We start from the raw sequence: 24486 nt of genomic DNA on the forward strand, positions 1-24486 counted from the left end.
CCCCCCCCACCGCCGGATCTCCATCGAGCGAGGCCTAGGTCAGCAGACCTTGACCTTGGTCGCCTCCTTGATGAGCCACCGTCCGTCCTCCCGGGTGAGGAAGCGCTGGTCGACCAGCCGGTCGACGTCCTGCCGCACCTGCCGGAGGTAGTTCCCCTGGTTGCGGTAGAGGTCCTTGAGCGTGGCCTGGTCGAAGGGCTTCTCCCAGCCGGCGATGAAGCAGAACGAGGCGCCGGTCGCCGTGCCGTTCCAGGTGCTGGTGGGCACGTCCAGGTACGGCGAACGGAGCCCGCCCTGCACGTTGCCGAACCGGTCGAGCACCGGGGCGCCGTTCTCGACACGGATCGGCTCGGCCCGCGGCGGGGCGATGCCCCTACGGACCCAGGCGTCCATGTTGCGGAGCGCCGCGTCGAAGAAGATGGCGCTGGGGAACCGGCTCCGGGGTCCCTCGTTGCAGGACAGCGGCGGGACGTCCCGGCCGGCCTGCACGATGTCGTCCGGGGCGGCGGAGTAGTAGAGCTCGTCCGGGGTGGCGTGACCGGCGCCGGCCATCTCGTAGTGCCGGTACTGATCGCCCGGAGCGTCGCTGTCCGGACGCCGGGACGCGATGCCGATCAGGTAGTCGGACTGGGACATGATCCGCATGATCGGGACGCCCACGTTGCTGAACTGCCGGCGGGGGTCGTCGACCGGCGGGGCGGCCTCGCACTGGTTCATCGGCACGGCGCCGACGAAGGCGCCGCCGGCGACCGCGACGATGTAGGCGTCGTAGACCGGCTTGCCCTGCGCGGCGACGACCCGCGGGTGGATGCCGTTGATGTAGTTGACCAGGTAGCCGCCGGTCTGCGAATAGCCGAAGCCGTAGGCCTTGGTGACCTGGCTGCGGTTCTTCGCATAGCGCAGCGGGTTGGTCGGGGCGTCGCTGCGCAGCCACGTGCCGACCTGGCTGTAGATGTCCCAGGCCAGCCCGTTCTCGGTGCTGCGGGAGCTGTCGGTGGCGACCGCCTGGCAGTTGGCCGGGTCGTCCGACGGGAGCGGATTGGCGAACGACAGGGGCGCGTAACGCTGCGGGTCGAACGTCTTCAGCGCGTCCACCGAGATGGGCTTGGCGGTGATCCCGACCCAGGCGTCGCCGTTGGCGATGATCTGCCGCTGGGCCACCGCCCAGCCGATGTTGAGGTCGAACCGGTTGGACGGGTTGAGCATCTCGACGACGACGTTTCCGCTGAACCGCTTGCCGTTGTCCGGGCGGCGGACGAGGACGCGGGTGGTGTACGGCGCGTCGGCCGTGCGGATCTCGGCCGGCCCGGGCCCGGGCCAGGTGTAGACGTTGGCCTTCCCGCTGACCAGGTACTCCTCCTCGACGTACTGGTCCTTGCGGAGGTCCTGTGGGCGCAACTGGTGGTCGGCCGCGCCGAACGGGTAGGAATCGGCGGTGACCGGGAGGGGCGCGCTGACCGTGGGGACGGGGATGCCGCCGGGCGGTGGGGACGGGGGTGCGGCCGCCGCCGGGGTGGTCACGCTGACGGTGCTGCCGATGACGAGTGCCGTCAACAGCAGCCCGGCGAATCTGCGGGCAGGGTGGGGCATCGACCTCTCCTACGAACGACGGTGTCCGGTGGGTCCGCGGTCAGGGCGCGCCGAACGGGGGCGTGGGCCTGGGGCCCGACCCGAGGGATGCGCCCTGCGATGACGCCGGGTGAGTGACCACAAACTATGTGTTCACACGATCGGTTCACAAGGTCTTCACAGAATCGACAGTCGTTCTGCGACAACGACTTTCGTTGTGCAACGGCACACTGCCGTACCGCTGCCGGCGATGGTTCGCGCGTCAGCGACCGTCGATCTGCGCCAGGCGCGCCGTGACCAGGGCGCGGACCAACTCCTCGTCGATCGGCTGATCCGGGGGGAGCCGGATCGTGCCCTTGGCGTGGTCGATCCCGGTGAGCCGGTCGGCGACGGCCTCGACGGCGGCGGCGCTGAACGGGTAGACACCGATGTGCTTGCGTGCCCGCATCACCGCCAGCAGGCCCTTGCCCCGGAACAGCAATGCGGGCATGCCGTAGCTCGTGCCCTGCTCGGCCTGCGGGGCAACGGTCCGGGCGACGGCGTAGATGCGGCCGACGAGGTCGGCGTCGGCCGGTTCCAGGCCGGCCAGATAGTCGTCGACGGTCCCCATCGAGCCATCCTGGCCGGACCGGCGGGTGTCCGCGACCGGAGCGCCACCTCTGCGCGGCACACTGACCGCATGACCCGCTACGGCTCGATGTACGGACCGGACATCACGTTCACCGGGGTGCCGCGGTGCGACCTTTCCGACCCGGCCAGCTGGGCCGACGCGCAGGCGGTCATCATCGGCGCCCCGTTCGACTCGGGCACCTCCTACCGTTCCGGTGCGCGGATGGGACCGATGGCCCTGCGGTCCTGCGACTACTCCGAACACACCGGCTCCCGGCCACATCTGGCCCTGCGCGTCGATCCCCTCCTCGACCTCGGGGTGGTCGATGCCGGAGACGTCGAGATGGCCCCCACCGAGATCACCCGGTCACTGGACGCGCTGCGCCAGGCCGTGCACACCGTCGCCGCGGCCGGGAAGATCCCCGTCGTCCTGGGCGGCGACCACACCGTCGCCCAACCCGACATCACCGCCGTCGCCGAGCATCTGGGGTTCGGCCGGCTGGCCGTCATCCACTTCGACGCGCACGCCGACACCGGCGACATCCAGTTCGGGTCGCTCTACGGGCACGGCCTGCCGATGCGCAGGCTCATCGAGTCCGGCGCGGTCCCCGGGGACAAGTTCCTGCAGATCGGCCTGCGCGGCTACTGGCCCGAGCCCCCCGAACTGCAGTGGATGGCCGAGCAGGGCATGCGCTGCTACGAGATGGCCGAGATCGGCCGCCGGGGGCTGGACGCCGTGCTGACCGAGGCGCTGGCCATCGCCGCCACCGACACCGACGGCGTCTGGCTGTCCGTCGACATCGACGTCGTCGAGCCCGGTCTCGCACCGGGAACCGGCACCCCGGAACCCGGCGGGCTGACCGGTCGGGAACTGCTGGACGCCGTCCGTCGCATCGGTCGCGAGGCGGACCTGGTCGGCCTGGAGATCGTGGAGGTCGCCCCGGCCTACGACCACGCCGACGTCACCGCCATGCTCGGCAACCGCGTCGTGCTGGAGACGCTGTCCGGGATCGCCCGGCGGCGCGCCGATCTCGCCGCCGGCACCGTCTGGGACGAGACGACACCGCTGATGGCCCTGCGGGTTCCGGGCAGGTCCGGCGCCCCGGCCGTGCAGGACGCGGTACGGACGGCGCGGGAGAGGGAACAGGACCGCGAGCACGAGCGGCCGCTCTGAGTCAGCGCAGGATCCCGATCGCGAACGCCAGCACCGCCGCGTTGAAGAAGAACGCGACCACCTGGTGCACCAGGACGTGCCAGCGCATCTCGGTGGTGGTCACCAGGGTGTCCGAGGCCGAGAACGCGGTGCCGATCGTCATGGCGAAGTACAGGAAGTCGACCGGGCCAGGAACCTCGGTCTCGGGGAACCGCAACCCACCGCCGATCCGGTCGTAATGCCCGGCGTACCACCGGGCGTAGGCACTGTGCAGCAGGACCCAGGCCAGCAGCATCGCGATGGTGCCCGTGATGGCGTGCCAGAACTGCTGCTCCTCGGTGAGCTGCTCCGCGTCGCCCCAGGCCACGTCGATCGCGGCGCCCAGACCGGTCAGGCTGACCATGGTGACCATCAGGAACGTGATCCGCAGCCGGCCGGTCCACGGGTGCCGATTCAGCACGCGTGTGCCCCGCCGGCTCCGTCGCAGCACCACCGCGCCGACGACGATGTAGACGAAGGCGACGACGTTCCACCAGACCAGGAACCACACCCCGAGGTCGTCGGCGGTGGTGAGGAAACCGACGCCCAGGACGATGAGCAGGATCTCCGTCGCCCGGACCGACGCGATGCGGAGCAACGCCGCGGGACCGGCCGACCGGGTCACCTCCATCGCCGTCGGCACGTCACCAGTAGCCGCCGGTCGCCGCCCGTTCCCCTCGTCGATCGTCATCTCGCCCCCCCGGGTCGTCCTCGGCTCAGATGTACTGGCCGGTGCCGGACCCACCGCCCAACGGATGCCCGGGTCCGCCCTCCCCGCCGCCCAGGCCGGGCGGCAGCGCACCCCGACGCATCTGTTCGAGCTGTGCGCGGGCCGCCACCTGCTGGGCGACGAGCGCGGCCTGCAGTCCGTGGAACACACCCTCCAGCCAGCCGACCAGCTGGGCCTGGGCGATCCGCAGCTCGGACTCCGACGGCACCTCGTCCGAGTCGAACGGCAGGGACAGCCGTTCCAGTTCCTCCCGCAGATCCGGCGTCAGTCCCTCCTCCAGCTCCTTGATCGATCGCTGGTGGATCTCCTTGAGCCGGGCCCGGCTGGCCTCGTCCAGCGGCGCCGACCGGACCTCCTCGAGGAGCTGTTTGATCATGGTGCCGATCCGCATGACCTTGGCCGGCTCGCCGATCGCGTCGCCCGGCGACACCGGACCGTCCTGCCCCTGGTCGCCCGACGTGGGGCCGTCACCGGACCGTCCGTCGGTGGCCGGCACGTCGGCGTAGCCCACCGGCTGGCCGTCCGGGCCGATGACCACGACCTTCTGGTTCGGCGTCTCGGTCACGTCGTGTCTCCTATCGGTGGTGGTGCTGATCCGGATGCGGACGGTACGGGTCCGTCAGCTGAACTGTTCCCCGCCGGGGGCCCGCAGCAGCACCTTGCCCAGATGTCCACCCTCGGCCAACCGGCGATGGCCCTGACCGGCGTCGGACATCTCGATCACGCGGTCGATGACCGGGCGCACGCGACCCGCGGCGATCAGCGGCCACAGGTGCTCCACGACCGCCGTGACCACCTCGCCCTTGGACCCCGGACCGGTCACCGGACGGGACCGCAGCGCCGTCCCGATGACGCCGGCGCGTTTGCGCAGCAGCGCGCCGATGTCCAGTTCGGCCGTCGTCCCGCCCTGCATGCCGATGACGACGAGGCGGCCGCCGTCGGCCAGGGCGGCGACGTTGCGGGCCAGGTACTTGGCCCCCACCACGTCCAGGATGACGTCCGCGCCCCGGCCGTCGGTGGCCTGCTGGAGCGCCTCGACGAAGTCCTCGTCGCGGTAGTTGATGGTGATGTCGGCGCCGAGTTCGCGGCAGGCGGCCAGCGCCTCGGGCCGGGAGGCGGTCACCGCGACCGTCGCCCCCAGGGCCTTCGCCACCTGAATCGCCATCGTGCCGATCCCGGACGACCCGCCGTGGATCAGCACCGTCTGCCCGGAGCGCAGCCCAGCGGTGAGGACCAGGTTCGACCAGACCGTGCAGGCGACCTCGGGCAGCCCGGCCGCGTCGACCAGATCGACCCCGGCCGGGACGGGCATGACCTGGGCGGCAGGCACGACGACCTTTTCCGCGTATCCGCCGCCGGCCAGCAACGCGCACACCGGCTCGCCGGTCGGCCACTCGGTGACTCCGTCGCCGACCGCGCTGATCGTCCCCGAACACTCCAGCCCCAGGGTCGTCGACGCCCCCGGCGGCGGCGGGTAGTGCCCGGATGCCTGCAACAGGTCCGCCCGGTTCACCCCGGCCGCGGCGACGTCGATGACGACCTCACCGAGCCCCGGCTCGGGGTCGGGCACCTCGTTCCAGCCCAGCGTCGCCGGAGAACCCGGCTCGTCCACGGTCACCGCCCACATGGGCCCGAGGGTAATCCGCCTGACCGGGGGCCCGGCCGTGCCCTAGGTTCGGTCCACTCGCATCGGCCGCCCAACCGGCGTCCCCTACCGCGCTACTGGGCGCAACACGCCGTCTCTGCGACAGAACAGCGGCGGTCTTTACCCAGTCGCGGCGGGGCGAGGGCGGGATCGAGGGAGGCGCATGACCGTTCGTCGACAACCCGCGCTCCCGCGGCGTCTCCGACCGGCTGGGTTACCGGCCCAACGGCCTCGAGTACGTCCAACGCCGACCCGGTGAACGCGCGGTGTCGCAGCGACTGATGGTGACGCCCGAGGACTTCCGCCGGCCGGACTGGACGCTGCGGGTGGCGGGTCTGGACGCCTGTCGTGGGCTGCTCGGGCTGCCCACGACCTGACCTGCTGGGCGCGACTGAGCGCAACACGCCGCCTCCGCGACAGAAACAGCGGCGGTCTTTACCAAGTCCCCAGGGGGCCGGGGTCAGGACGTCGCCGGGAGCGACGCGGCGTCCTGCGGCGGGGGACGGTCGGCGGACAGCACGATGGCCGTGCACACCAGGGCGATGCCGGCCAGCTCGGCCGGGGTGGGGACCTGGGTGAGCACGACGGCGCCGACCAGCGCGGCGGTCACCGGGAGCAGGGCCAGCAGGATCGCGAACCGGGCCGCGGTCACCCGCCGCAGCACGACCTGTTCCAGCGCGTACGGCACCACTGAGCTGAGGACGGCGATGCCGAGCACCGCGGCCAGCCGGCCGAGGTCGGCGACGACCGGGGTGATGACGGTGACGCCGAGCGGCAGGTAGAACAGCGCCCCGGCGGTCATCCCGACGGCGAGCGACGAGATGCCGTCCCGCCGGGCGGCGATCCGCCGGCCCAGCAGGATGTAACCGGCCCAGGTCAGCCCGGAGATGCCGATGGCGATCAGGCCGACGACGGTTCCGGACTCGCCGGTGCCCAGCTCCACGATCGACAGCAGGACGACGCCGCCGGCGGCCAGCACGATGGCCACCCGGTCCCGCCACCCCGATCCGGTGATGGCGGCGACGGCGACCGGGCCGAGGAACTCGATGGCCACGGCCGTGCCCAGGGGCAGGTGATCGATGGCGATGTAGAACGAGACGTTCATGGTCGCCAGCACGACCCCGAACACCGCCGAGTGCAGCAGTTCCGTGCGGGTCCAGCGGCTGCGCCACGGTCGCCGCCAGGCCAGCAGCACGACCGCCGACGCCGCGATCCGCCACCAGGCGATCCCGGCGGCCGTCACGACGGTGAACAGGCTGACCGCGAGGGCGGCGCCGAGGTACTGGCTGATGCCCGAGGCCAGGAACAACAGCGGGACGGGGATGCCGCCCGGTCGTCGACTGCGGACGGATGAGTCGGCGGGCACAGCGAGTCACTGTAGGTGCCGACGGGGTTCGACTCCGGACCTGTTGCCGACCGTCGCCGCGACTGGGGACGACACGCCGCCTCGCCGACGGAATAGCGGCGGTCTTGACCAAGTCGCGGGTGGGGCTCAGCCCAGGTCGTTGGTCTCGAACGTGTTGCAGGCCTGCGGTTGCCCGGTCTGGTAGCCGGTGGTGAACCACTTCTGCCGCTGGGCGGAGGTGCCGTGGCTGAACTGGGACGGGTCGACGCGTTGGCCGGCGAGCTCGGACTGGATGTAGTCGTCGCCGATGATGCCGGCGGTCTGCAGCGCGTTGTTCAGGTCGGTCTGCGAGATGTCGGTGATGAGGACCTGACCGTCGGCGCCCGGCGTGGACGTGGCGTGGTTGGCCCACACCCCGGCGTAGCAGTCGGCCTGCAGTTCCAGGCGCACCGCACCGGACGTGGCTCCCACCGCGTTGCCGACCCGGTCGCTGGTCCCGAGCAGGTTCTGGACGTGATGCCCGTACTCGTGGGCCAGGACGTAGGCCTGGGTGAAGGGCGCGTCGTTGCCGCCGAAGCGGTTCTTCAGCTCCTCCCAGAACGTGAGGTCGACGTAGACCCGCTGGTCGGCGGGGCAGTAGAACGGCCCCATGCCCTTGTCGCCGGGGCCGCAGCCGGTGGGCGTCTGGCCGGAGTAGAACACCGTGGTGGCCGGTCGGTAGGTGACCCCGGACGCCGCGAAGGTGTCGGACCAGTAGTCCTGGATCGAGTTGATGAACGCGACGTTCGCGCAGTCCTCGTTGGTCGCGGCATCCGCGCCGGTACGGCAGGAGCTCGCCAGCTGACCGCTGTCGAGCGAGGAGTTCGATCCGCTGTCGGCCAGTCCCTGCAGGAGCCCGGGGGAGCTGCTGGCGCCCCCGCCGCCGCTGACCATCGACAGGATCACGAAGACGATGATGCCGATGATGCCCAGGGCGCCGCCGCCGACGGCCAGTCCACCCTTGCCGGACGGCATCCCGCCGAAGCCACCCCCGGAGCCGCCGCCGGTGGGCACGGTGACCCGTCCGCCGCTGCGCCGCCGGTCCTGGACCTGCGAGGTGTCCAGCCGCGCATTCGGGTTGAACTTGATGGCCCCTCCTCAGGACGGTGGCGATGTCGGCTGCCGCCGGATCACCGGTCGATCACCCGCGCAGGTGGCGGTGGCCACAGGTTAAGCGGTGGGGCCGACGGCGGCTCGGGCGCGGGTCGGGACGACACCCGATGAGGTTTCCGATCGGGTGAAGACGGCCGCTGATCTGCCCGGGCCGCTCGGCGGACCACGCACTGTGAAGGTCGGTGACTCTCGCGGCTGTGACCGGTCCGGCATTTTTGCCCGGGAGGAAAGTTTGCGCAATGGGCAAGATCGTCGTTACTGTGGCCCGGTGAGCACCTCCACCCCCACCGCCGAACCGGCCGTCGGCCTGCGCGAGCGCAAGAAGGACGCGACCCGGCGGGCGATGGCCGACGCGGCCCTGGCCCTGGTCGCCGAACGTGGCTACGACCACGTCACCGTGGCCGACATCGCCGAGCGGGTCGGCGTCTCCCGTCGCACCTTCTCCAACTACTTCTCCGGCAAGGCCGAGTGCCTGGTCGCCGTCAGCGCCGGCTGGCTGGACGACGTCCTGCAGACCGTCCGGCAGGCCCCGGCGAGGACGCCCCTCATCGAGGTGCTGGCCACCGCGCTCGAGCGGCTGGCCACCGACCTGCCGCATCGCTGGGAGCTGCTGCACGAGGTCTGCGAGGCCGAACCCGAGGTCCAGGCCATGAGCACGGCCCTGGAGACCGAGCTCGCCGCCGACCTCAGCCAGGCCCTCGGCGAGTTCCTCGACGTCCCCGCCGACGACCTGCAATTGCGCCTGTTCGCCGGCTACGCCCTGCTCGCCGGGGGCGAGTGTCTGCGCGACTGGTTCGACGCCGGTCGCCCCGACGGTCTGCTCGGCTTCCAGCAGCGCATCGCCCTGGCCTTCTCCTTCATCGACCTGACCGCCCTGCCCGGGGCCGCATCGCGTCCGGCCGCCCCCACCACCCGCCCCGCCCGATCCGACGGAGAGAACTGATGGCCACCTTCCTGTACCGACTCGGACGGCTGGCCGTCGGTCACCGTCGCGCGTTCCTCATCGGCTGGCTGGTGATCTTCTTCGGGATGGGCACCGCCGCGGCCACCCTGGCCGGCACCTTCACCACCTCGCTGTCCATTCCGGGCACCCCCGCCCAGGCCGCCCTGGACGAGCTGAACGAGAAGATCCCCGGCTCCGGCGATGCCACCGGCCGGATCGTCTTCGTCGCCCCCGAGGGCAAGACGTTGGCCGACCCGGCCTATCAGCAGGCCATCGGAACGGTCGTCAAGGAGGTCTCCGGGCTGCCCGGCGTGACGTCGATCGTCGATCCGGCGACCGCACGCACCGTCTCGCCCGACCAGCGGGTCGGCTTCGCGACCGCGTCGTTCAAGGGGCAGCTCACCGAGATCCCGCTGGAGACCCAGAACGAGATCAAGACCATCGCGGACGCCAACCAGGTCGACGGTCTGCAGATCTTCCGCGGCGGCGGGACCGTTCCGCAGGCCCCGTCGGTCGGGTCCACCGAGGGGCTCGGCGTCATCGTCGCGCTGGTCGTCCTGATGATCACCTTCGGCTCGTTCGTGGCCGCCGGTCTGCCGATGCTGACCGCGCTGATCGGGGTGGGCACCGGGGTGTCCGGCATCCTGTGGGCCTCATCGGCCATCGAGATGTCCAACACCGCACCGATCCTGGCCCTGATGCTGGGCCTGGCCGTCGGCATCGACTACGCGCTGTTCATCGTGTCCCGGCACCGCGCCCAGGTGAAGGGCGGGATGGCCATCGAGGAGTCGATCGCCCGGGCCAACGGCACCGCCGGCAGTGCCGTGGTGTTCGCCGGCCTGACCGTGCTCATCGCCCTGGCCGGGTTGTCGGTCGTCGGCATCCCGTTCCTGTCGATCATGGGGATCGCCGCCGCCGGCACCGTGGCCGTCGCCGTGCTGATCGCGATCACCCTGCTGCCCGCCCTGCTCGGCTTCGCCGGCGACAAGGTGCTGCCCCGCAAGGCGCGCGCTGCGGCCGCCGCCCTGCGCGACGGGTCGGCCGGGTCGTCGGCCACCGTCGAGCACCACGAGCCGAACCGGTGGATCCGGGCCATCGCCCGCAAGCCCGCGCTGTTCCTCGTCGGCGGCGTCGTCGCGATGGGCGTGCTGGCCATCCCCGTCACCTCGCTGCAGCTCGGCCTGCCGGACGACGGTTCTGCGTCCCCCGACACCACCCAGCGGCAGGCCTACGACGCGGTCACCTCGTCGTTCGGCGCCGGGGCGAACGGGCCGCTGCTGGTCACGGTCGCGCTGAACCCGGGCACCGACCCGGCCTCGATGCAGCAGATCCTGGGCGGCGTGGCGCAGTCACTGCAGACCGCCAGCCCGGATGTCGCCGTGGCCCTCCCGGCCGGGGCCAGCCCGGACGGCAGCTACGGACTGATCACCGTCGTTCCGAAGTCCGGGCCGTCGGACGAGGCGACCGTCGACCTCGTCCACACCCTGCGCGATCAGGCCGGCCCGCTCGGCAGCCAGGTCGGCGCGACCCTGAAGGTGACCGGGCTGACCGCCGTGGCCATCGACATCTCCGACAAGCTGGCGTCGGCGCTGCCGGTGTACCTGCTGATCGTCGTCGGGTTGGCGTTGGTCCTGCTGCTGCTCGTCTTCCGGTCGATCGTCGTGCCGGTCGTCGCCGCCCTCGGCTTCCTGCTCTCCATCGGCGTCGCCTTCGGCGCCGTCGTCGCGGTCTACCAGTGGGGCTGGTTGTCGGCGATCTTCGGGGTGGACACCCCAGCGCCGATCATCAGCTTCCTGCCGATCCTGCTGATCGGCGTGCTGTTCGGCCTGGCCATGGACTACCAGGTGTTCATGGTGTCCGGTATGCGCGAGGCGTACGTGCACGGCGCCGACCCGAAGACCGCGGTGGTCACCGGTTTCGCCAACGGCTCCCGGGTCGTCACCGCCGCGGCGATCATCATGACGTCGGTATTCGCCGGCTTCATGCTGGCGCCGGACAAGATCATCGCCTCGATCGGGTTCGCGCTGGGTCTGGGTGTGCTGGTCGACGCGTTCGTCGTCCGCATGACGCTGACCCCGGCGATCATGCGGCTGCTCGGCCAGGCCGCCTGGTACCTGCCGGCCTGGCTGGCCCGCATCCTGCCGAACGTCGACATCGAGGGCGAGAAGCTGCTGGCCCAGCTGGACGCCGACCGTCCCGCTCCCGCGATGGTCGGGGTGGGCGCTGGTGGGGCCTCGGGTCCGGACTCCGACGGTGCGACGGTCCGCGGTGCGCACGCCCGGGTCGACGGCCAGCCGGCCTCGGGGCTGACCGCACCGCTGGACGGGGCCGCGAGCGACGGGTCGACCAGCAACGGCGCCGCGACCGACGGGTCGGCCGCCCAGCCGGCCGGCGGACGGCACCGCGCCCGGGACTGATCCTGATCGCCGACGAGCCGCGATCCCCGGGTGGGGCGCGGCTCGTCGTCGTTCAGCGTCCGTCTTCGGCCCGGGTGGCGTCCGGCGGCCGGGGCTGCACCGGCACCCGGCGCAGCCACAACCGGATGCCCTGCCAGCGGATCAACGCCGCCGTCCGCAGGGTGACCAGGGGCCAGCGGAGCAGCGTGAGCAGCACGTTCGCGGTGGTCGCGGGCCGGCGCCGGCCGGTGAGGGTGGCGACGAACGGGGTGGCGCCGTCCTGCTGCAGGGCGATGGAGACGGCGAGGTTCTCGTCGGGTGGGGGCACGCGCATCAGATACCGGCCGCCCATCGGCAGGAACGGCGAGACGTAGAACCGTTTCTCGGTGGTGTCCCGCCCGGTCCCGTCGGGGCGGAGCAGGTAGACGTGCCGGCCGCCGTACGTGTTGTGCACCTCGGCGATCACCGCGTCCAGCCGCTCGGCGCCCGGTTCACCGACCAGGCAGTAGAAGACCGACAGCGGGTTGAAGACGTGGCCGCCCACCCGCGGGCAGGTCAGCAGCAGGATCCGGTCGGCGCGGAGCCCCGCCTCGGCCAGCACCGCACGGGCGTTGGCGGCCAGGCTGCGGTCCGGGTCCCCGAGGTGGTCGGCGCTCCGGAAGCGGGCGAACGGCCGCAGCGGGCGGGCCACCGGTTCCCGTCGGGCGAGGACATCGACGTCGACCAGCCAGTAGTAGCTGCGGTAGCGGAACTGCCGGGTGACCGCCCCGGGCGCCGACGGGTTGCGGCGGTGCCCGACGGTCGCCGGGTACAGCCAGGCCCACGCCTCGCCCCGGTCGTCGAGGTGCGGAGACGGGTCCGACTGCCCCGCGGCCGGGCGGTCCAGGGTGGTCACCCGACGTTCCACCCCGCCCCGAACGCCGCCGCCGCGCGCACCCCGGACGCGCACCCGTCCTCATGGAAACCCCAGCCCTGCCAGGCCCCGGCGAACGCGGTCCGGTCGGTGTTCAGTACGCCGATCTCCCGCTGGGCGGCCACGCTGTCCGGCGTGTAGGTCGGATGCGCGTACTCCATGCGGGCCAGCACCCGGGCCGGGTCGATCTCGTGATCGGGGTTCAGGGTGACGACGTGGTCGTCACGGTCGTCGACCCGCTGCAACCGGTTGAGGTCGTAGCTGATGTGCACGCGCTGGTCGTCGGAGGCACAGGAGGCCATCCGGTAGTTCCACGACGACCGGGCCCGCGGCGCCGACGGCAGCAGCGACCCGTCGGTGTGCAGGAACGCGGTGGACGGGACGTAGCCGAAGCGGGACAGCAGCCGCTGCTCGTCGGCCGTTGCGTCGGCCAGCATCGCCAGGGCCTGATCGGGATGGGTGGCCAGGACCACCCGGTCGAAGCGGTGCACCTCGTCGGTCTCGTCGCGGAGCTCGACCCCGTCGGCGTGCCGGGTGACGGCGCGGATCGGGGTCGCCGTCGCGACCGACGACAGCTGCTTGGCCACCCGCTCCACGTACGTCCGGGACCCGCCGGTGACGGTCCGCCACTGCGGCGACCCGGTGACCGTGAGCATCCCGTGGTTGTCCAGGAAGCGGAACAGGTAGCGCGCCGGGTAGGTGCGGGCCCCGTCGAACCCGCACGACCAGACCGCCGCGACCAGCGGATACAGGAAGTGGGTGGTGAAGTAGGTGCCGAAGCGGTTCGTCCGGACGAACTCGTCGAGAGTGACCGCGTCGGCGGTCGGCGACTCGTCGTCCAGGAGCTGGCGGGCCCGCGCGTGGAAGCGCTTGACCTGCAGCAACATGGCCAGGTAACGGGGACGGGCCAGGGACGACGGGCGGGCGAAGAGGCCGCTGAGCCCTTTGGCGCCGGCGTACTCCAGCCCGCACCCGTCGCAGCAGACGCTCATCGACATCTCGGCGTCCTGGGTGGGCACCTCGAGCTCGGCGAAGAGTCGCAGCAGGTTCGGGTAGGTGCGGTCGTTGTGGACCAGGAACCCGCTGTCCAGGCCGGCGACCCGGCCGTCGCGGAGCGGCACCTCGTGGGTGTGGGCGTGCCCGCCCAACCGGCCGTCGGCCTCGAACAGATGGACCTCACCGACCCGTCGCAGCAGATAGGCCGAGGTCAGCCCGGCGACCCCGCTCCCGATGACCGCGATGCGCACGTCAGTGACCCCTCTCCTCGCCGCCCGACCCGCGCTCGTGCCGGGCCGTGCCGGTGATTCGGAGCGCCGACCCGTGCAGATGGTTTCTCCGGCGGGTGCCGGGCCCAGTGACGCAGCTGCATGCAGTGGCGGGATCACAGTATGCGTGCTGACGGCCGCAGATTCGGGGCCTCGCGGTCGGCCCTCGACGGCGGGCGCTGGCGCCGATGAAGCGGGCCGCGGGGTCACTTCACGTCAGTCCGCCGCACCGACCGGCGAGATCCGCAACCAGCAGCGCTTCCGGCGGCCGAGCGTGGCCACCGCGCCGACGAAGGTCAGCGCGCGGAACGCGAACGGGTACGACTCGGCCAGCCGGCCGTACGCCCACTGCTGCTCGTCCGGGTCGGTGATGATCCGGGCCCGCCCAGGGGTGCGCACCACGTCCGGGTCGACTTCCCCGCGCCGCCCGCACGGGGCCAGTTCGACCGCACCGTTGTTGCGGATGCGCTTGACCTTGCCGCTGTCCGGGGCGGTGAACACCACCAGATCACCGTTGCCGGCGCCGATCCAGACGGGTGTGCGGACCGGGACGCCGTTCTTCCGGAACGTCGTCATCTCGACGTACTTCTCGCGGCCGAGGCGGTGGAAATCGGCGGCCCCGGCCGGCGACGACGCGGACGAATCGGATGATGTCGACACGAAGACCTCCCTGGGATGTTCGTCCCAGTGTCCGGTACGGCGCCCTGTCCGCGACCGCCGAACGGCGGAGCTTGTCCGGACGACGCTCCGCCGCCGACTAAGCTCCCGGCCGGAGGCGTGTCCGAGTGGCCGAAGGAAGCCGCCTTGAAAGCGGCCAGGTGTCAAAGCCTCGGGGGTTCGAATCCCTCCGCCTCCGCCAGTAGTAAGGCAGTCCTGTCAACGATCAGTCGGGGTGGGCGTATCTGTCGCCCAGCGGTAGGTACGCGTTGGACTACGAGCATGACCGATCGCTTCGACAGCACCGGACTCGATGAGCTTGTTGAGTTGATTGACCACTGCAGTGCGGCTCAGTCCGGTGTCCTGGACGAGATCGGCAGCTTTGGCTGTTCCGCGTTTGACCAGGGCGCCGATCAGCGAGGCGGTCCGGCCTTCCGCCTGCCTGAGTGGCGAAACCTCCCCGAAAAGGTCTGGCTGTGAGTCGGCCGGAGATCCCGGAGCCAAGGTGTACCTCGCGTATCGGCGCCCTCCGTCTCTGATGGCCAGGTTCTGGTCGACGATGTCTCGCAGAACGGCGCCGGCCTGAATTCGATCGATGCCCCACTGTCGCAGCATCTCGTTGGTGACCGGCCCTGATCGCAGCAGTGCGATGGCGATTCGGTGGTGATTGGTCGGGAGGTTTGCGCGCAGAGAATCGATCCACTTCTGTGTTGTGGGACCGAGCAACTCGGAACGATCCATTGAAACCACAAATCGCGAGATTGTCGTGGAAAAGTGCGGAGGCGAAATTCCGCGGCGTCTTGCCGCCGCCATCATCGAGGGGATCCCAGTCGCGCGATTCTCGCAGACCAGGTCATCGGAACTCGGCAGGTAGGTCTCCGATAGGAGACTGGCGAGGGTCGCATTGCGGGATGACGAGATGCCCTCGTCCCCCAGTGACTCGATCAGCACGCCTCCGAAAAGCCCCCCCGGACTCGTGATTTTCAGCTGCTCAGGCGTGATGTCGACCTGAACCTGTGTCCCTCGCGTGGTCGGGCTGTAGTCGCGATGGAGGAGAGCGTTCACGAGCGCTTCGCGCACTGCGACGGCAGGGTAGTCCGGCTCATCCTGCCGCCCACCGCGTTCGCTGATCGTCGACCTGACGGCCGTGTTCCGCTGGATGACTCGGAGGGCGTTCTCGACCATTTCAGGAATAGCCCCCCTCACAGTCTGGTTGTCGATGAATCGCACGGACTCTGAGTCCTGCGGAGGGTGTACGACCACTGACAACATGAGCTGCGGAAAGAACTGCTGAGGAAACAATCCATAACACAGGAGGCCGGCCAGCGTCAGCGGCGCGTCCTCATCCGAACCTGTCGTGATGCCGAGCCGGTGCGTCAGCGCGGTGTCGTCTGCCTGGGCCGCCCACCGGTGCCCCGAGCTACGAATTCGGCGGAGCGTCCGCTGCAATTGGTCCACATCCAGATCTGCCCTGCTGGAACCCAGCACCGGTTCGCGGTCATAGACGGGCTGGCCCCGTCCGGCAACGCTCAAAGCAATCTCGGCCTGTGTCATGCGTCTGTCACCGTCGCCGCCTCGGATGTACGAGCCGGTGGCGAGGCCCTGGGCGGTGACGTACACCGGCCGGGCATCTGACGGAGCCGCTGGCACTTCGGCAGCAACAACCAGGTGTCCCTCCAGCTCCGTCACCTCAGCAGCGATCTGGAGTGCTGGTGTGATGTCGTCCCGCGCCATCTGGACGAGGCCGTCTCGAAGTCCCATGGGGTCCGCCAGGTTGATGACTGCGAAGCCAGCGGACTCGTCGACGCCCAGGATGATGGAGCCACCATCGGTGTTGGCAAAGGCAGACAGGGTCTCGCGAAGAGACTTGGGGAGGCCACCCTCGGCCTTCTTGGCCTCGATGTGGCTGGGTTCCCCGCCCAGTCGGCGAAGAAGCGATAGGACGGCAGCAAGGTCGGAGTCGTCCATCCGCATGACGCGAACTTACCACTTCACTGACCACTTACCACGATGTTGCAAGTGCGTTGTAAGTTACGACAAGGGATGGACGTCGCCGGCCATCAGTCGCTGGACCGCCGCCCTGTCCACGCTGCCGCGGCGGCCAGGAACGCGTCGTTCTCCTCGGGGCTGCCGATGGTCACCCGCACCCCGCCGGCGGCGTCGGGGAAGGCGCGGACGACGACCTTGTGGGTCTCGCAGTGCTCCGCGAACGCCTTGGCGTCCTCCCGCAGCGGCAGCCAGACGAAGTTGGCCTCGGTGGGCGGGATCTCGTAACCGCCGGCGGTCAGCGCGGCGACCACCCGGGAACGTTCGGACACCACCTGCTCCCAGCGGGGCACCAGTTCGTCCCGGGCCTTCAGCGCGGCGATGGCCGCGACCTGGCCGATGCTGGACAGCGCGAACGGGATGGCGACCTTCCGCAGCGCAGAGATGGTCTCCGGGGTGCTCACCGCGTACCCGACCCGCACGCCGGCCAATCCGTAGGCCTTGGACAGCGTGCCCAGGGCCACGACGTTCGGCCTGCTCAGGGCCAATTTCACCCCGTCGACGGGATCGGTCGACCGGTCGAATTCGCGGTAGGCCTGGTCGATGACGACGAGCACGTCGTCGGGGACGGCGTCGAGGAGCTCGACCACCTCGGTCTGCGTCAGTGCGGTGCCGGTCGGGTTGTTCGGGGTGCAGACGAACATCAGCCGGGTCGCATCGGTGACGGCGGCGGCCAGGGCCGCGAGGTCCAGCCGGTGGTCGGCGGTGTTGGGCACCAGGACCGGCCGGGCGCCGGTGATCTGCGTGACGATCGGGTACGCCTCGAACGAGCGCCACCCGAACACGACCTCGTCGCCGTCGCCGGCCACCGCCTGCACCAGCTGCTGGCACAGCGCCACCGACCCGTTGCCCGTCAGCACCGCGTCGGCCGGGGCGTCCAGTTGCTCGGCGAGCAGCTCCACCAGGGAGGCGGCCCCGTTGTCCGGGTAGCGGTTGATCCCGGCCGTGCCGGTGTCGGCGCCGACCGCCGCGGCGATGGCCTCGCTCACGGCCGGCAGCGTCGGGAACGACAACTCGTTGGACGCCAGCTTGATCGCCCCGGGCACCGTCCGGCCGGGCGCGTAGGACGGGAGGGTGGACAGGACCGTCCGGATGCGCACTGCCACTGGATCTCCTTCGCCCGCCGTTGATCGCGGGACCGACCCTATCCCCGGCCTGCAGACCCATCGACAGGACGCTTGTGCTGCGCTACCGACCCGGCAGCGCAGCACAAGCGTCCCGTCGATGGCGTCGAGGTCGGGGTCATCCGACGAGATCGACCTCGTCGGCGTCCAGGCGGGCCCGATGCCACGGGGTGGCGGTACCGGCCGCGGCGAGGAGGCCGACCAGGCGCGCCGGGCCAGTGTGGGCGCGGATCGCGGCGAGCTCGGCGGCGACCCGTTCGCGGTCGGGGTGATCGTCCGAGGGCAGGGCGTCGGTGCGGCGGTGGGCCCGGTGCAGGGCCAGGTCCAGGACGGACAGCAGCAGGAGGAGGGCGGCGAGGGCGAGGTATCCGGTCATGGCAGAAATCCTGCGCTGAGGGTGATCCTGCCACCAGTGGCATGAAAGACAGGCGTCGAAGGAAAACTGCCATTACCGTGACGGGATGGCTCTGCAGTCCGTCGCCGCCCTGCTCATCGAACCCATCGGCATGTTCGAGTACGGCCTGGCCCATGAGGTGTTCGGCCTCGACCGCACCGCTTCCGGCGTGCCCCGCGTCGAGTTCTCTGCGGTCTCCGAACAACTGGGGCGGCCCCTGCGGGTCACCGGCACGGACGTCGTCCATCTGACCGCCCAGCACGGTCTCGACCGGCTCGCCGAGGTCGACCTCATCGTCGTCTGCGCCACCGCCGCGACCGAGTACAGCCCGGCCGTCCTGGACGCGCTGCGCGGGGCCCACGAGCGTGGGGCCATCATCCTGACCGTCTGTTCCGGGGTGGCCGTGCTGGCCGCGACCGGCCTGCTCGACGGGCGGACCGCCGCCTGCCACTGGTACCACGCGGACTACCTGGAGCGGACGTTTCCCCAGGTCAACCTGGACGCCGACGTGCTGTTCGTCGACGACGGCACCATCGTCACCAGCGCCGGGACGTCGGCCGGGATCGACGCCGCCTTGCACCTGGTCCGTCGCGAACTGGGGTCGGCCGCGGCCATCGCCATCGCCCGGCGGATGGTCGTGCCCCCGCAGCGCGACGGCGGCCAACGCCAGTACATCGACCGCCCGGTGCCCGAATGTCAGGCCGACAGCCTCGCCCCGCTGCTGGCCTGGGTCACCGAGCGGCTCGACGAACCGCACAGCGCGGCGACGCTGGCCCGCCGGGCGGCCATGAGCGAGCGGACGTTCGCCCGCCGGTTCGTCGCCGAGACGGGCACCACGCCGTACCAGTGGCTGACCTCGCAGCGGGTGCTGGCCGCCCGCACCCTGCTGGAGGAGTCGGACCTGTCGGTGGAGCAGATCGCCTCCCGGGTCGGGTTCTCGTCGGCGGTGCTGCTGCGCGACCATTTCCGCAAGATCCTCGGGGTCGCGCCGGCCGAGTACCGCCGTCGGTTCACCGCCCGCGTGCCCGCCTGACCGATCCGGGCCCCGGTGCACGACAGAGTTCACCGCCGGCCCCGGCCCGTCCTGCCCGACGGACCAAGGCTCCCGGTGTAGGAACTGACGGTGACGACATCACCAGCGGTGCGGCGGGGGCCGGCGCGACGCCGCACCGGGGGCCTCGGCGTGGTCCTGACGGCGACCCTGGCTCTCCTGCTGGCCGGTTGCGGCAGCGCCGCGGACGGCGCCGGCCCGTCGAGCGACGGTGCCACGGACCCCAGCCCGGTGGTGGCCACCGCCGCCCCGTCGAGCACGCCGGCGGTCGTCGCGAGCGGGCCCACCCTGGTCGTCACGGTGCCGGACCTGCCCGACGCCGCGGCCGTGCCCGGGGGCGACTCGCCGGTCGCCCCCGATCCGAGCTCGGCCACGTCCGCCGCGTCGGAGGCGCCGCCGCCACCGGCGAGCACACCGGCCACCGCGACCGTCGCGCAGGATTCGGCCGAGTCGCCGGCCGCCACGACCGCCGTCCCGGACCCCGCCGCCCCGACCGCCGCGATCAACGTCCAACTGGCCAACTGCGACAGCTGCACGGTGCTGGCCACCCACGGCGACGTCGCCGGCGGCCTGTCCGCCGCCCTGGTCTCGTCCCCGGGCGGCCGGGCCCTGCTGCTGTCGGTCCGCAGCGACGGGACCGTCGCCGGCGTCATCAACGTGCCCTACGGCGCCAGCTTCCCGACCCCGCCCGGCGGGGTGCTCGCCTGCGACGGGCAGGCGCACTGTGCGGTGCAGGGGGTGCAGTCCGACGGCCGCGCGCTGCTGTCGGCGTTCGCCCTGACCGACACCGGGGCGTGGCGCAACATCTCCGGCGACGACGCGTTCCCGTCGGTCACCGACCGCGCCGCCATCGTCGACCTGGACGGCCAGCTGGGCTTGGCCGTCCAGGACCAGGGCACCGGGGATCCCGTCTGGTTGCTCTACCGGTGGCTCGGTGACCGGTTCACCGTGGCCGGGTGCACGGCGGGCGCCGACGCCCCGACCTCGGTCGCGGCGGTGTCCCCCGACCAGTGCCTGTCCTGATCAGGACGGCGGCACGATCGCGGCCAGGGTGGGGACGGCCCGGGCGCGGCGGCGTGCGGTGATCCGGAACCACGTCAGCAGCGCCACCGACGGCAGCACCAGCGCGCCGAGGCCGTAGAGGAAGAACGACTGGCCGCTGCCGATGTGGTCGACGAGCCAGCCGAAGTTCTGGCCGAAGAACCCGGTGACGAACGTCAGCGGCAGGAAGATCGTCGACAGCTTGGTGAGCGTCTCGATGGTCGCGTTCTGCTGCACGCCGACCGCGGTCTGCTCGGCCGACATCACCGCGATGTTGGCCTGCAGCACGGTCGAGAGCAGATCGCGCTGAGCCGCGACCTCCTCGTTGACCAGGGCCAGGTTGTCGGCGACGTCCCGCAGGTAGGGGGCGAGCGGTTCGGGTTCGGAGCGTTCCACCGTGGTGACCACGGCCTGCAGCGGGTGCACGGCCCGGTAGAAGTCGGAGACCTCGCGGCGCAGGTGGTAGATGCGCTCGGTCGGGGCCACGGCGCCCGAGAACACCGTCGCCTCCAGCTGTTCGATGTCCCGCTCGACCTCGGCGATCACCGGGGCGTATCCGTCGACGACGGTGTCCAGGATCGCCCACACCACCGCCTGGGTGCCGGTGCGCAGCAGTTCCGGGCGGCGTTCCAGGCGGGCCCGCGCGCCGCGCAGATCGCTGGCCGCGCCCTGCCGGACGGTGATGACGAAGTCGTCGGCGACGAACACGCTGATCTCGCCGAAGTCGATCTCCTCCCGGTCGTCGTCGTACCGGGCGGTCCGCAGGATGATCAGCTGCACCGGTTCGCCGGATTCGCGGGTCGCGTCGAACTGCTCGATCTTGGGTCGCAGGTGGAACTCCTGCGCGTCCTCGACCGCCAGTTCGTGCAGGCCGAACACCGCCCGGATCTGGTCCAGCTCCCGCGGGGTCGGGTCCATGGTGCCGAGCCAGACGAAGTCGCCGACCTCCCGCTGCGACGCGATCTCCTCCACCGGCATCGGCCCGGACTGCCGGCGCCTCCCGTCGCGGTAGACGGCGCAGTCGACGATCACGGGACCTCCAGAGGGCGGGTGGGTGCTGCCATCCTGCGCCGGTACCGGGCCGCCGCTGCGGGTGGGCCCGGCGGCCCGGCACAGTGGAGGGGTGTTCTCCGGACTCGCACCCGCCCGCCGTCGCCTGCTGATCGCCGTCCTTGCCATGGTGACGGTGGCCGTGGTGACCCTCGGGGTGCTTCTGGTGGTGCCCGCGGTGCGGGACGAGGGGCGGCCGACCGACCAGGCGGCGCCCGGTCCGGTGTTGCTCGTCCCCGGGTACGGCGGGTCGACCGGGTCGCTGGCCGGATTGGCTGCGGAACTGACCGCCGCCGGCCGGGACACCGCCGTGGTCCCACTGCCGGGGGACGGTCGCGGCGACCTGACCGAGGCGTCGGCGGCCCTGGGGCGGGCGGTGGACGCGGCGAAGGAACGCACCGGCGCGACGACCGTCGACGTCATCGGGTACTCGGCCGGCGGGGTGGTGGCCCGGCTGTGGGTCACGTCCGGCGGGGCCGCATCGGCCCGTCGGGTGATCACGCTGGGCTCGCCGCACCACGGCACCGACCTGGCCGGCGCGGCGACCGACCTGGTGACCAGCGCCTGCCCGCTGGCCTGCCAGCAGCTGGCCCCGGACAGCGACCTGCTGCGTCGGCTCAACGTCGACGAGACCCCGACCGGCCCGACCTGGGTGTCCATCTGGACCGACCAGGACGAGGTGGTGACCCCGCCGGACTCGGCCGTGCTGGAGGGCGCGGTCAACATCGAAGTGCAGGCGGTGTGCGCGGACGCGGTGGTCGACCACGGCGGTCTCGTCGGCGACCCCCTCGTCCGCGCGATGGTGCTGGCCGAGTTGGCTCCGGGTGATCCGGTGCCGCTGGGTCCGGGCGACTGTCAGCGGCTGCAGGCGGCCGGCTGACCGTCACCCCCGGGAGGCCCGGTCGGGCCCGTCAGGTCCTGGCCGTCGCCGCCTGGACGACGGTGCCGGCCCCGAGCAGGGCGAGCAGCCCGCCGGAGCCGGCCTCGATGCGTCGCTGCACGTGGGGGCGGTGGAGCCGTCCGACGATCCGGGTCGTCAGGGCGGCGATCACGGCCAGGTAGGCCAGGGCGACGAGCGCGTCGATCACGCCGAGGACGAGGGCGGCCTGCACGACCGACCCGCCGTCCGGCAGGAACTGCGGCACCACCGCCAGGAAGAACAGGCCGACCTTGGGGTTCAGTAGGCAGGAGCCGAAACCGGCCAGGAAGGGCCCGACCAGCGATCGGCCGGGCCGGGCCGGAGCGGCGTCGGCGGATGGGTCGTCGACCGGTGCGGCGGACGTGTGTCGCGCGGCGAGCAGCGACCGGACCCCGAGGTAGAGCAGATAGCAGCCGCCGACGATCCGCAGGAGACGGAACGCCTCCGCGGACTGCTCGAGCAGGGCCGCCAGCCCGCCGGCGACCAGAGCGGCCCAGACGATGCTCCCGGCGGCCGAGCCGACCGCGACCGCGATGCCCCCGCGCCGGCGTCGGGTGCTGTGACGGATGACGAGGAGCACGTCGGGCCCCGGGGTCAGAGCCAGCAGCAGGCACAGGCCCGCGAAGCCGAGGAGGGCGGCGGTGTTCATGGCCGCCGATCGTAGGGCCCGCCGGGTTCAGCTGGTGACGTCCCGGGTGGTGAAGTTGGCCCACGCCGCAGCCAGCAGCACGCCGACGTACACGGCCTGCAGGACGAGCCCGTCGACCACCTCGGTCCAGCGGATCGGGTCACGGAACAGGTCGACGAACGCCAGCCAGTAGCGGGTCGGCAGGTACGCGGCGATCGGGTCGGCCGCGTCCAGGGTGAGCAGCAGCGACGAGCCGACCAGGACGGCCAGCGCGCCCAGCGCCGCGGACAGCGGGGAGTCGGTGAACGTCGAGAAGAACAGCGCGAACGCGGCCACCCCGCACATCGAGACGGTGACGTACCCGATCGACAGGGCGGTGCGGACGGCGATCTGCTCACTGGTCAGCGTCGTGCCGGAGACCGACGTCCCGGCCACCGGTTGCACGTCGAACAGGGTGATCCCGGCGAGGTAGCCGACCCCGGCGACCAGGACCACGCTGACCAGTACGAACACCAGGACGGCGACGAGTTTGGCGACCAGCAGCCGGGTCCGCCCGGCCGGCCGGGCCAGCAGGTAGCGCAGTGTTCCCGCCTGGGCCTCGCCGGCGATCGACTCGCCGGCCACCACGGCGACGGCGATGGGCAGGAACAGCGGCAGCACGATGGCCAGCGCGGCCAACGGGAACAGGGTGCCGTTGGTCAGCACCGCGGACAGGAACGCCGGGCCCCGCCCGGGGCGGGGGGCCAGGTTGGTGACGGCCAGCAGGATCGCCACGATCAGGGGTAGTGCGTTGAGCGCGACGATGGTTCCCCAGGTGCGGGGGCGCCGGAACAGCTTGCGGAGCTCGACGACGATCATCCGGTTGCCCTCCTGGCCTGGTCGCCGCGGCGGGGCCCGCCGGCGTTGACCCCGGAACCGTCGATCCGGTCGGCGCTCGGTCCGGCGGCGGCGAGCACGACCTCCTCCAGCGTCGGTCGCTGCCGCACCAGTTCGACGACCGGCACCTGGGCGGTCACCAGGCGGGCGTTGACGGCGTCGGGCTCGCCGTGGACGACGAGCCGCTCCCCGTCCCGGGACAGCACGGCGCCGCCCAGGACCCGGACGGCGGCGTCCGGGTCCGGGCTGTTGATGACGGTGGCGCCGGTCGGGGCGGTCAGCGTCGCGAAGGTGTCCTGCAGGACGAGCCGCCCGCGGGACAGCACCCCGACCCGGGTGGCCAGCTGCTCGACCTCGGCCAGCAGGTGACTGGACAGGAAGACGGTGGTGCCGGTGCGGTGCAGGTCGAGCAGCAGGTCGCGGATCTCGACGATGCCCTGCGGGTCCAGGCCGTTGGTCGGTTCGTCGAGGATCAGCAGCTCGGGCCGCCGCAGCAGCGCCCCGGCCAGCCCGAGCCGCTGCCGCATGCCCAGCGAGTAGCCCTTCACCGGGCGGGACCCGACTCCGGCCAGCCCGACCTGTTCCAGGACCTCGGCGATGCGGGCCCGTCGGGTGCGACGGGGGCCGTTCGGGCCGGAGGCGTCCAGCAGCGAGAGGTTCTCGGCCCCGGGCAGGTGCCCGTAGAAGGCCGGGCCCTCGATGAGCGCCCCGACGCGGGGGAGGACCCGGCGGCCGCCGCGCGGCATCCGCTCGCCCAGCACCTCGACCTCGCCGGCGGTGGGCAGCACCAGGCCGAGCAGCATGCGCACGGTGGTCGTCTTGCCCGAGCCGTTGGCGCCGAGGAACCCGTAGATCTCGCCGGGCTGCACGTCGAGGTCGATGTCGTCGACGGCGGTGACCCGCCCGAACCGCTTGGTGACCCCGCGGGTCCGGATCACGGG

Annotated in this window: 23 protein-coding genes and 1 tRNA gene; 7 read left to right on the forward strand and 17 right to left on the reverse strand. The window is 71.7% G+C overall.

Annotated features, from left to right (window positions below):
- Positions 1 to 39: 39 nt before the first annotated feature.
- Positions 40 to 1590: an alpha/beta hydrolase domain-containing protein gene (locus FDO65_RS20210; protein WP_137451568.1), complete on the reverse strand. Its 1551-nt coding sequence runs from the start codon at positions 1588 to 1590 to the stop codon at positions 40 to 42.
- 241 nt (positions 1591 to 1831) lie between these two features.
- Positions 1832 to 2179 (reverse strand): iron chaperone, encoded by a 348-nt coding sequence (locus FDO65_RS20215; RefSeq protein ID WP_137451569.1) that lies wholly within the window; start codon positions 2177 to 2179, stop codon positions 1832 to 1834.
- 69 nt (positions 2180 to 2248) lie between these two features.
- Here FDO65_RS20215 and speB point away from each other — a divergent pair, with 69 nt between their 5' ends.
- Positions 2249 to 3352, forward strand: a complete 1104-nt coding sequence (gene speB / locus FDO65_RS20220; protein WP_137451570.1) for an agmatinase — start codon at positions 2249 to 2251, stop codon at positions 3350 to 3352.
- A gap of 1 nt (position 3353) precedes the next feature.
- Here the strand turns inward: speB and FDO65_RS20225 are convergent, their stop codons facing one another.
- The 5 genes from FDO65_RS20225 to ypfJ form a co-directional block, all read right to left on the reverse strand.
- Positions 3354 to 4061 carry a DUF1345 domain-containing protein gene (locus FDO65_RS20225; protein ID WP_137451571.1) on the reverse strand — a complete coding sequence of 236 codons (708 nt, stop codon included), beginning with the start codon at positions 4059 to 4061 and terminating at the stop codon, positions 3354 to 3356.
- Positions 4062 to 4086: 25 nt separating this feature from the next.
- Positions 4087 to 4665: a bacterial proteasome activator family protein gene (locus FDO65_RS20230; RefSeq protein ID WP_137451572.1), complete on the reverse strand. Its 579-nt coding sequence runs from the start codon at positions 4663 to 4665 to the stop codon at positions 4087 to 4089.
- A gap of 54 nt (positions 4666 to 4719) precedes the next feature.
- Positions 4720 to 5727, reverse strand: coding sequence for an NAD(P)H-quinone oxidoreductase (locus FDO65_RS20235; RefSeq protein ID WP_137451573.1), 1008 nt, complete (start codon positions 5725 to 5727; stop codon positions 4720 to 4722).
- Between the two features lie 478 nt (positions 5728 to 6205).
- Positions 6206 to 7111, reverse strand: a complete 906-nt coding sequence (locus FDO65_RS20240) for an EamA family transporter (RefSeq protein ID WP_240757755.1) — start codon at positions 7109 to 7111, stop codon at positions 6206 to 6208.
- A 126-nt stretch (positions 7112 to 7237) separates the two neighbouring features.
- A complete protein-coding gene (gene ypfJ / locus FDO65_RS20245; RefSeq protein ID WP_137451574.1) occupies positions 7238 to 8218 on the reverse strand; it encodes a KPN_02809 family neutral zinc metallopeptidase in 981 nt (326 codons plus the stop codon).
- A gap of 292 nt (positions 8219 to 8510) precedes the next feature.
- On the opposite strand from ypfJ, the gene FDO65_RS20250 reads away from it, so the two are divergent.
- Positions 8511 to 9185: a TetR/AcrR family transcriptional regulator gene (locus FDO65_RS20250; RefSeq protein ID WP_240757759.1), complete on the forward strand. Its 675-nt coding sequence runs from the start codon at positions 8511 to 8513 to the stop codon at positions 9183 to 9185.
- Complete coding sequence (locus FDO65_RS20255; protein ID WP_137451575.1) at positions 9185 to 11602, forward strand: MMPL family transporter; 2418 nt, start codon at positions 9185 to 9187, stop codon at positions 11600 to 11602. Before FDO65_RS20250 ends, FDO65_RS20255 begins: the two co-directional genes overlap by 1 nt.
- Positions 11603 to 11654: 52 nt before the next feature.
- On the opposite strand, the gene FDO65_RS20260 is transcribed toward FDO65_RS20255, so the two are convergent.
- The 3 genes from FDO65_RS20260 to FDO65_RS20270 form a co-directional block, all read right to left on the reverse strand.
- The gene (locus FDO65_RS20260; protein ID WP_205850207.1) at positions 11655 to 12476 is read right to left on the reverse strand and encodes a DUF1365 domain-containing protein; all 822 of its coding nucleotides are present in this window, start codon (positions 12474 to 12476) and stop codon (positions 11655 to 11657) included.
- Positions 12473 to 13741 (reverse strand): NAD(P)/FAD-dependent oxidoreductase, encoded by a 1269-nt coding sequence (locus tag FDO65_RS20265; protein ID WP_205850208.1) that lies wholly within the window; start codon positions 13739 to 13741, stop codon positions 12473 to 12475. The genes FDO65_RS20260 and FDO65_RS20265 overlap by 4 nt, the downstream gene beginning before the upstream one ends.
- Positions 13742 to 13975: 234 nt before the next feature.
- The gene (locus tag FDO65_RS20270) at positions 13976 to 14419 is read right to left on the reverse strand and encodes a PPOX class F420-dependent oxidoreductase (RefSeq protein ID WP_205850209.1); all 444 of its coding nucleotides are present in this window, start codon (positions 14417 to 14419) and stop codon (positions 13976 to 13978) included.
- 111 nt (positions 14420 to 14530) lie between these two features.
- Here FDO65_RS20270 and FDO65_RS20275 point away from each other — a divergent pair.
- A tRNA-Ser gene (locus tag FDO65_RS20275) sits at positions 14531 to 14618 on the forward strand.
- Positions 14619 to 14635: 17 nt separating this feature from the next.
- Here FDO65_RS20275 and FDO65_RS20280 read toward each other — a convergent pair.
- The 3 genes from FDO65_RS20280 to FDO65_RS20290 all read right to left on the reverse strand — a co-directional run bounded on the left by FDO65_RS20280 (position 14636) and on the right by FDO65_RS20290 (position 17962).
- The gene (locus FDO65_RS20280) at positions 14636 to 16384 is read right to left on the reverse strand and encodes an ATP-binding protein (RefSeq protein WP_137451576.1); all 1749 of its coding nucleotides are present in this window, start codon (positions 16382 to 16384) and stop codon (positions 14636 to 14638) included.
- 92 nt (positions 16385 to 16476) lie between these two features.
- Positions 16477 to 17568, reverse strand: coding sequence for a histidinol-phosphate transaminase (gene hisC, locus FDO65_RS20285; RefSeq protein ID WP_137451577.1), 1092 nt, complete (start codon positions 17566 to 17568; stop codon positions 16477 to 16479).
- 136 nt (positions 17569 to 17704) lie between these two features.
- Positions 17705 to 17962 carry a hypothetical protein gene (locus FDO65_RS20290; RefSeq protein ID WP_137451578.1) on the reverse strand — a complete coding sequence of 86 codons (258 nt, stop codon included), beginning with the start codon at positions 17960 to 17962 and terminating at the stop codon, positions 17705 to 17707.
- 85 nt (positions 17963 to 18047) lie between these two features.
- On the opposite strand from FDO65_RS20290, the gene FDO65_RS20295 reads away from it, so the two are divergent.
- Both FDO65_RS20295 and FDO65_RS20300 read left to right on the forward strand, forming a co-directional pair.
- Complete coding sequence (locus FDO65_RS20295) at positions 18048 to 19013, forward strand: helix-turn-helix domain-containing protein (protein WP_137451579.1); 966 nt, start codon at positions 18048 to 18050, stop codon at positions 19011 to 19013.
- Positions 19014 to 19103: 90 nt separating this feature from the next.
- Positions 19104 to 20054: a hypothetical protein gene (locus tag FDO65_RS20300; RefSeq protein ID WP_137451580.1), complete on the forward strand. Its 951-nt coding sequence runs from the start codon at positions 19104 to 19106 to the stop codon at positions 20052 to 20054.
- On the opposite strand, the gene FDO65_RS20305 is transcribed toward FDO65_RS20300, so the two are convergent.
- The gene (locus FDO65_RS20305; RefSeq protein WP_137451581.1) at positions 20055 to 21104 is read right to left on the reverse strand and encodes a CorA family divalent cation transporter; all 1050 of its coding nucleotides are present in this window, start codon (positions 21102 to 21104) and stop codon (positions 20055 to 20057) included.
- Positions 21105 to 21195: 91 nt separating this feature from the next.
- Between FDO65_RS20305 and FDO65_RS20310 the strand changes: the two genes are divergently transcribed.
- Positions 21196 to 22002 (forward strand): lipase family alpha/beta hydrolase, encoded by an 807-nt coding sequence (locus FDO65_RS20310; protein WP_137451582.1) that lies wholly within the window; start codon positions 21196 to 21198, stop codon positions 22000 to 22002.
- A gap of 31 nt (positions 22003 to 22033) precedes the next feature.
- Here FDO65_RS20310 and FDO65_RS20315 read toward each other — a convergent pair whose 3' ends face one another.
- Genes FDO65_RS20315 through FDO65_RS20325 form a run of 3 tightly spaced genes read right to left on the reverse strand, consistent with a single transcriptional unit; the run spans position 22034 to position 24483 of the window.
- Entirely contained in the window at positions 22034 to 22690 is a 657-nt protein-coding gene (locus FDO65_RS20315) for a LysE family translocator (RefSeq protein ID WP_137451583.1), read from the reverse strand.
- A 27-nt stretch (positions 22691 to 22717) separates the two neighbouring features.
- On the reverse strand, positions 22718 to 23527 hold the full coding sequence (locus FDO65_RS20320) for an ABC transporter permease (RefSeq protein WP_137451584.1): 810 nt from the start codon (positions 23525 to 23527) through the stop codon (positions 22718 to 22720).
- Positions 23524 to 24483, reverse strand: a complete 960-nt coding sequence (locus FDO65_RS20325; RefSeq protein ID WP_137451585.1) for an ABC transporter ATP-binding protein — start codon at positions 24481 to 24483, stop codon at positions 23524 to 23526. Before FDO65_RS20325 ends, FDO65_RS20320 begins: the two co-directional genes overlap by 4 nt.
- Positions 24484 to 24486: the final 3 nt, after the last annotated feature.

Source organism: Nakamurella flava (assembly GCF_005298075.1).
GTDB classification, from domain to species: Bacteria; Actinomycetota; Actinomycetes; order Mycobacteriales; family Nakamurellaceae; genus Nakamurella; species Nakamurella flava.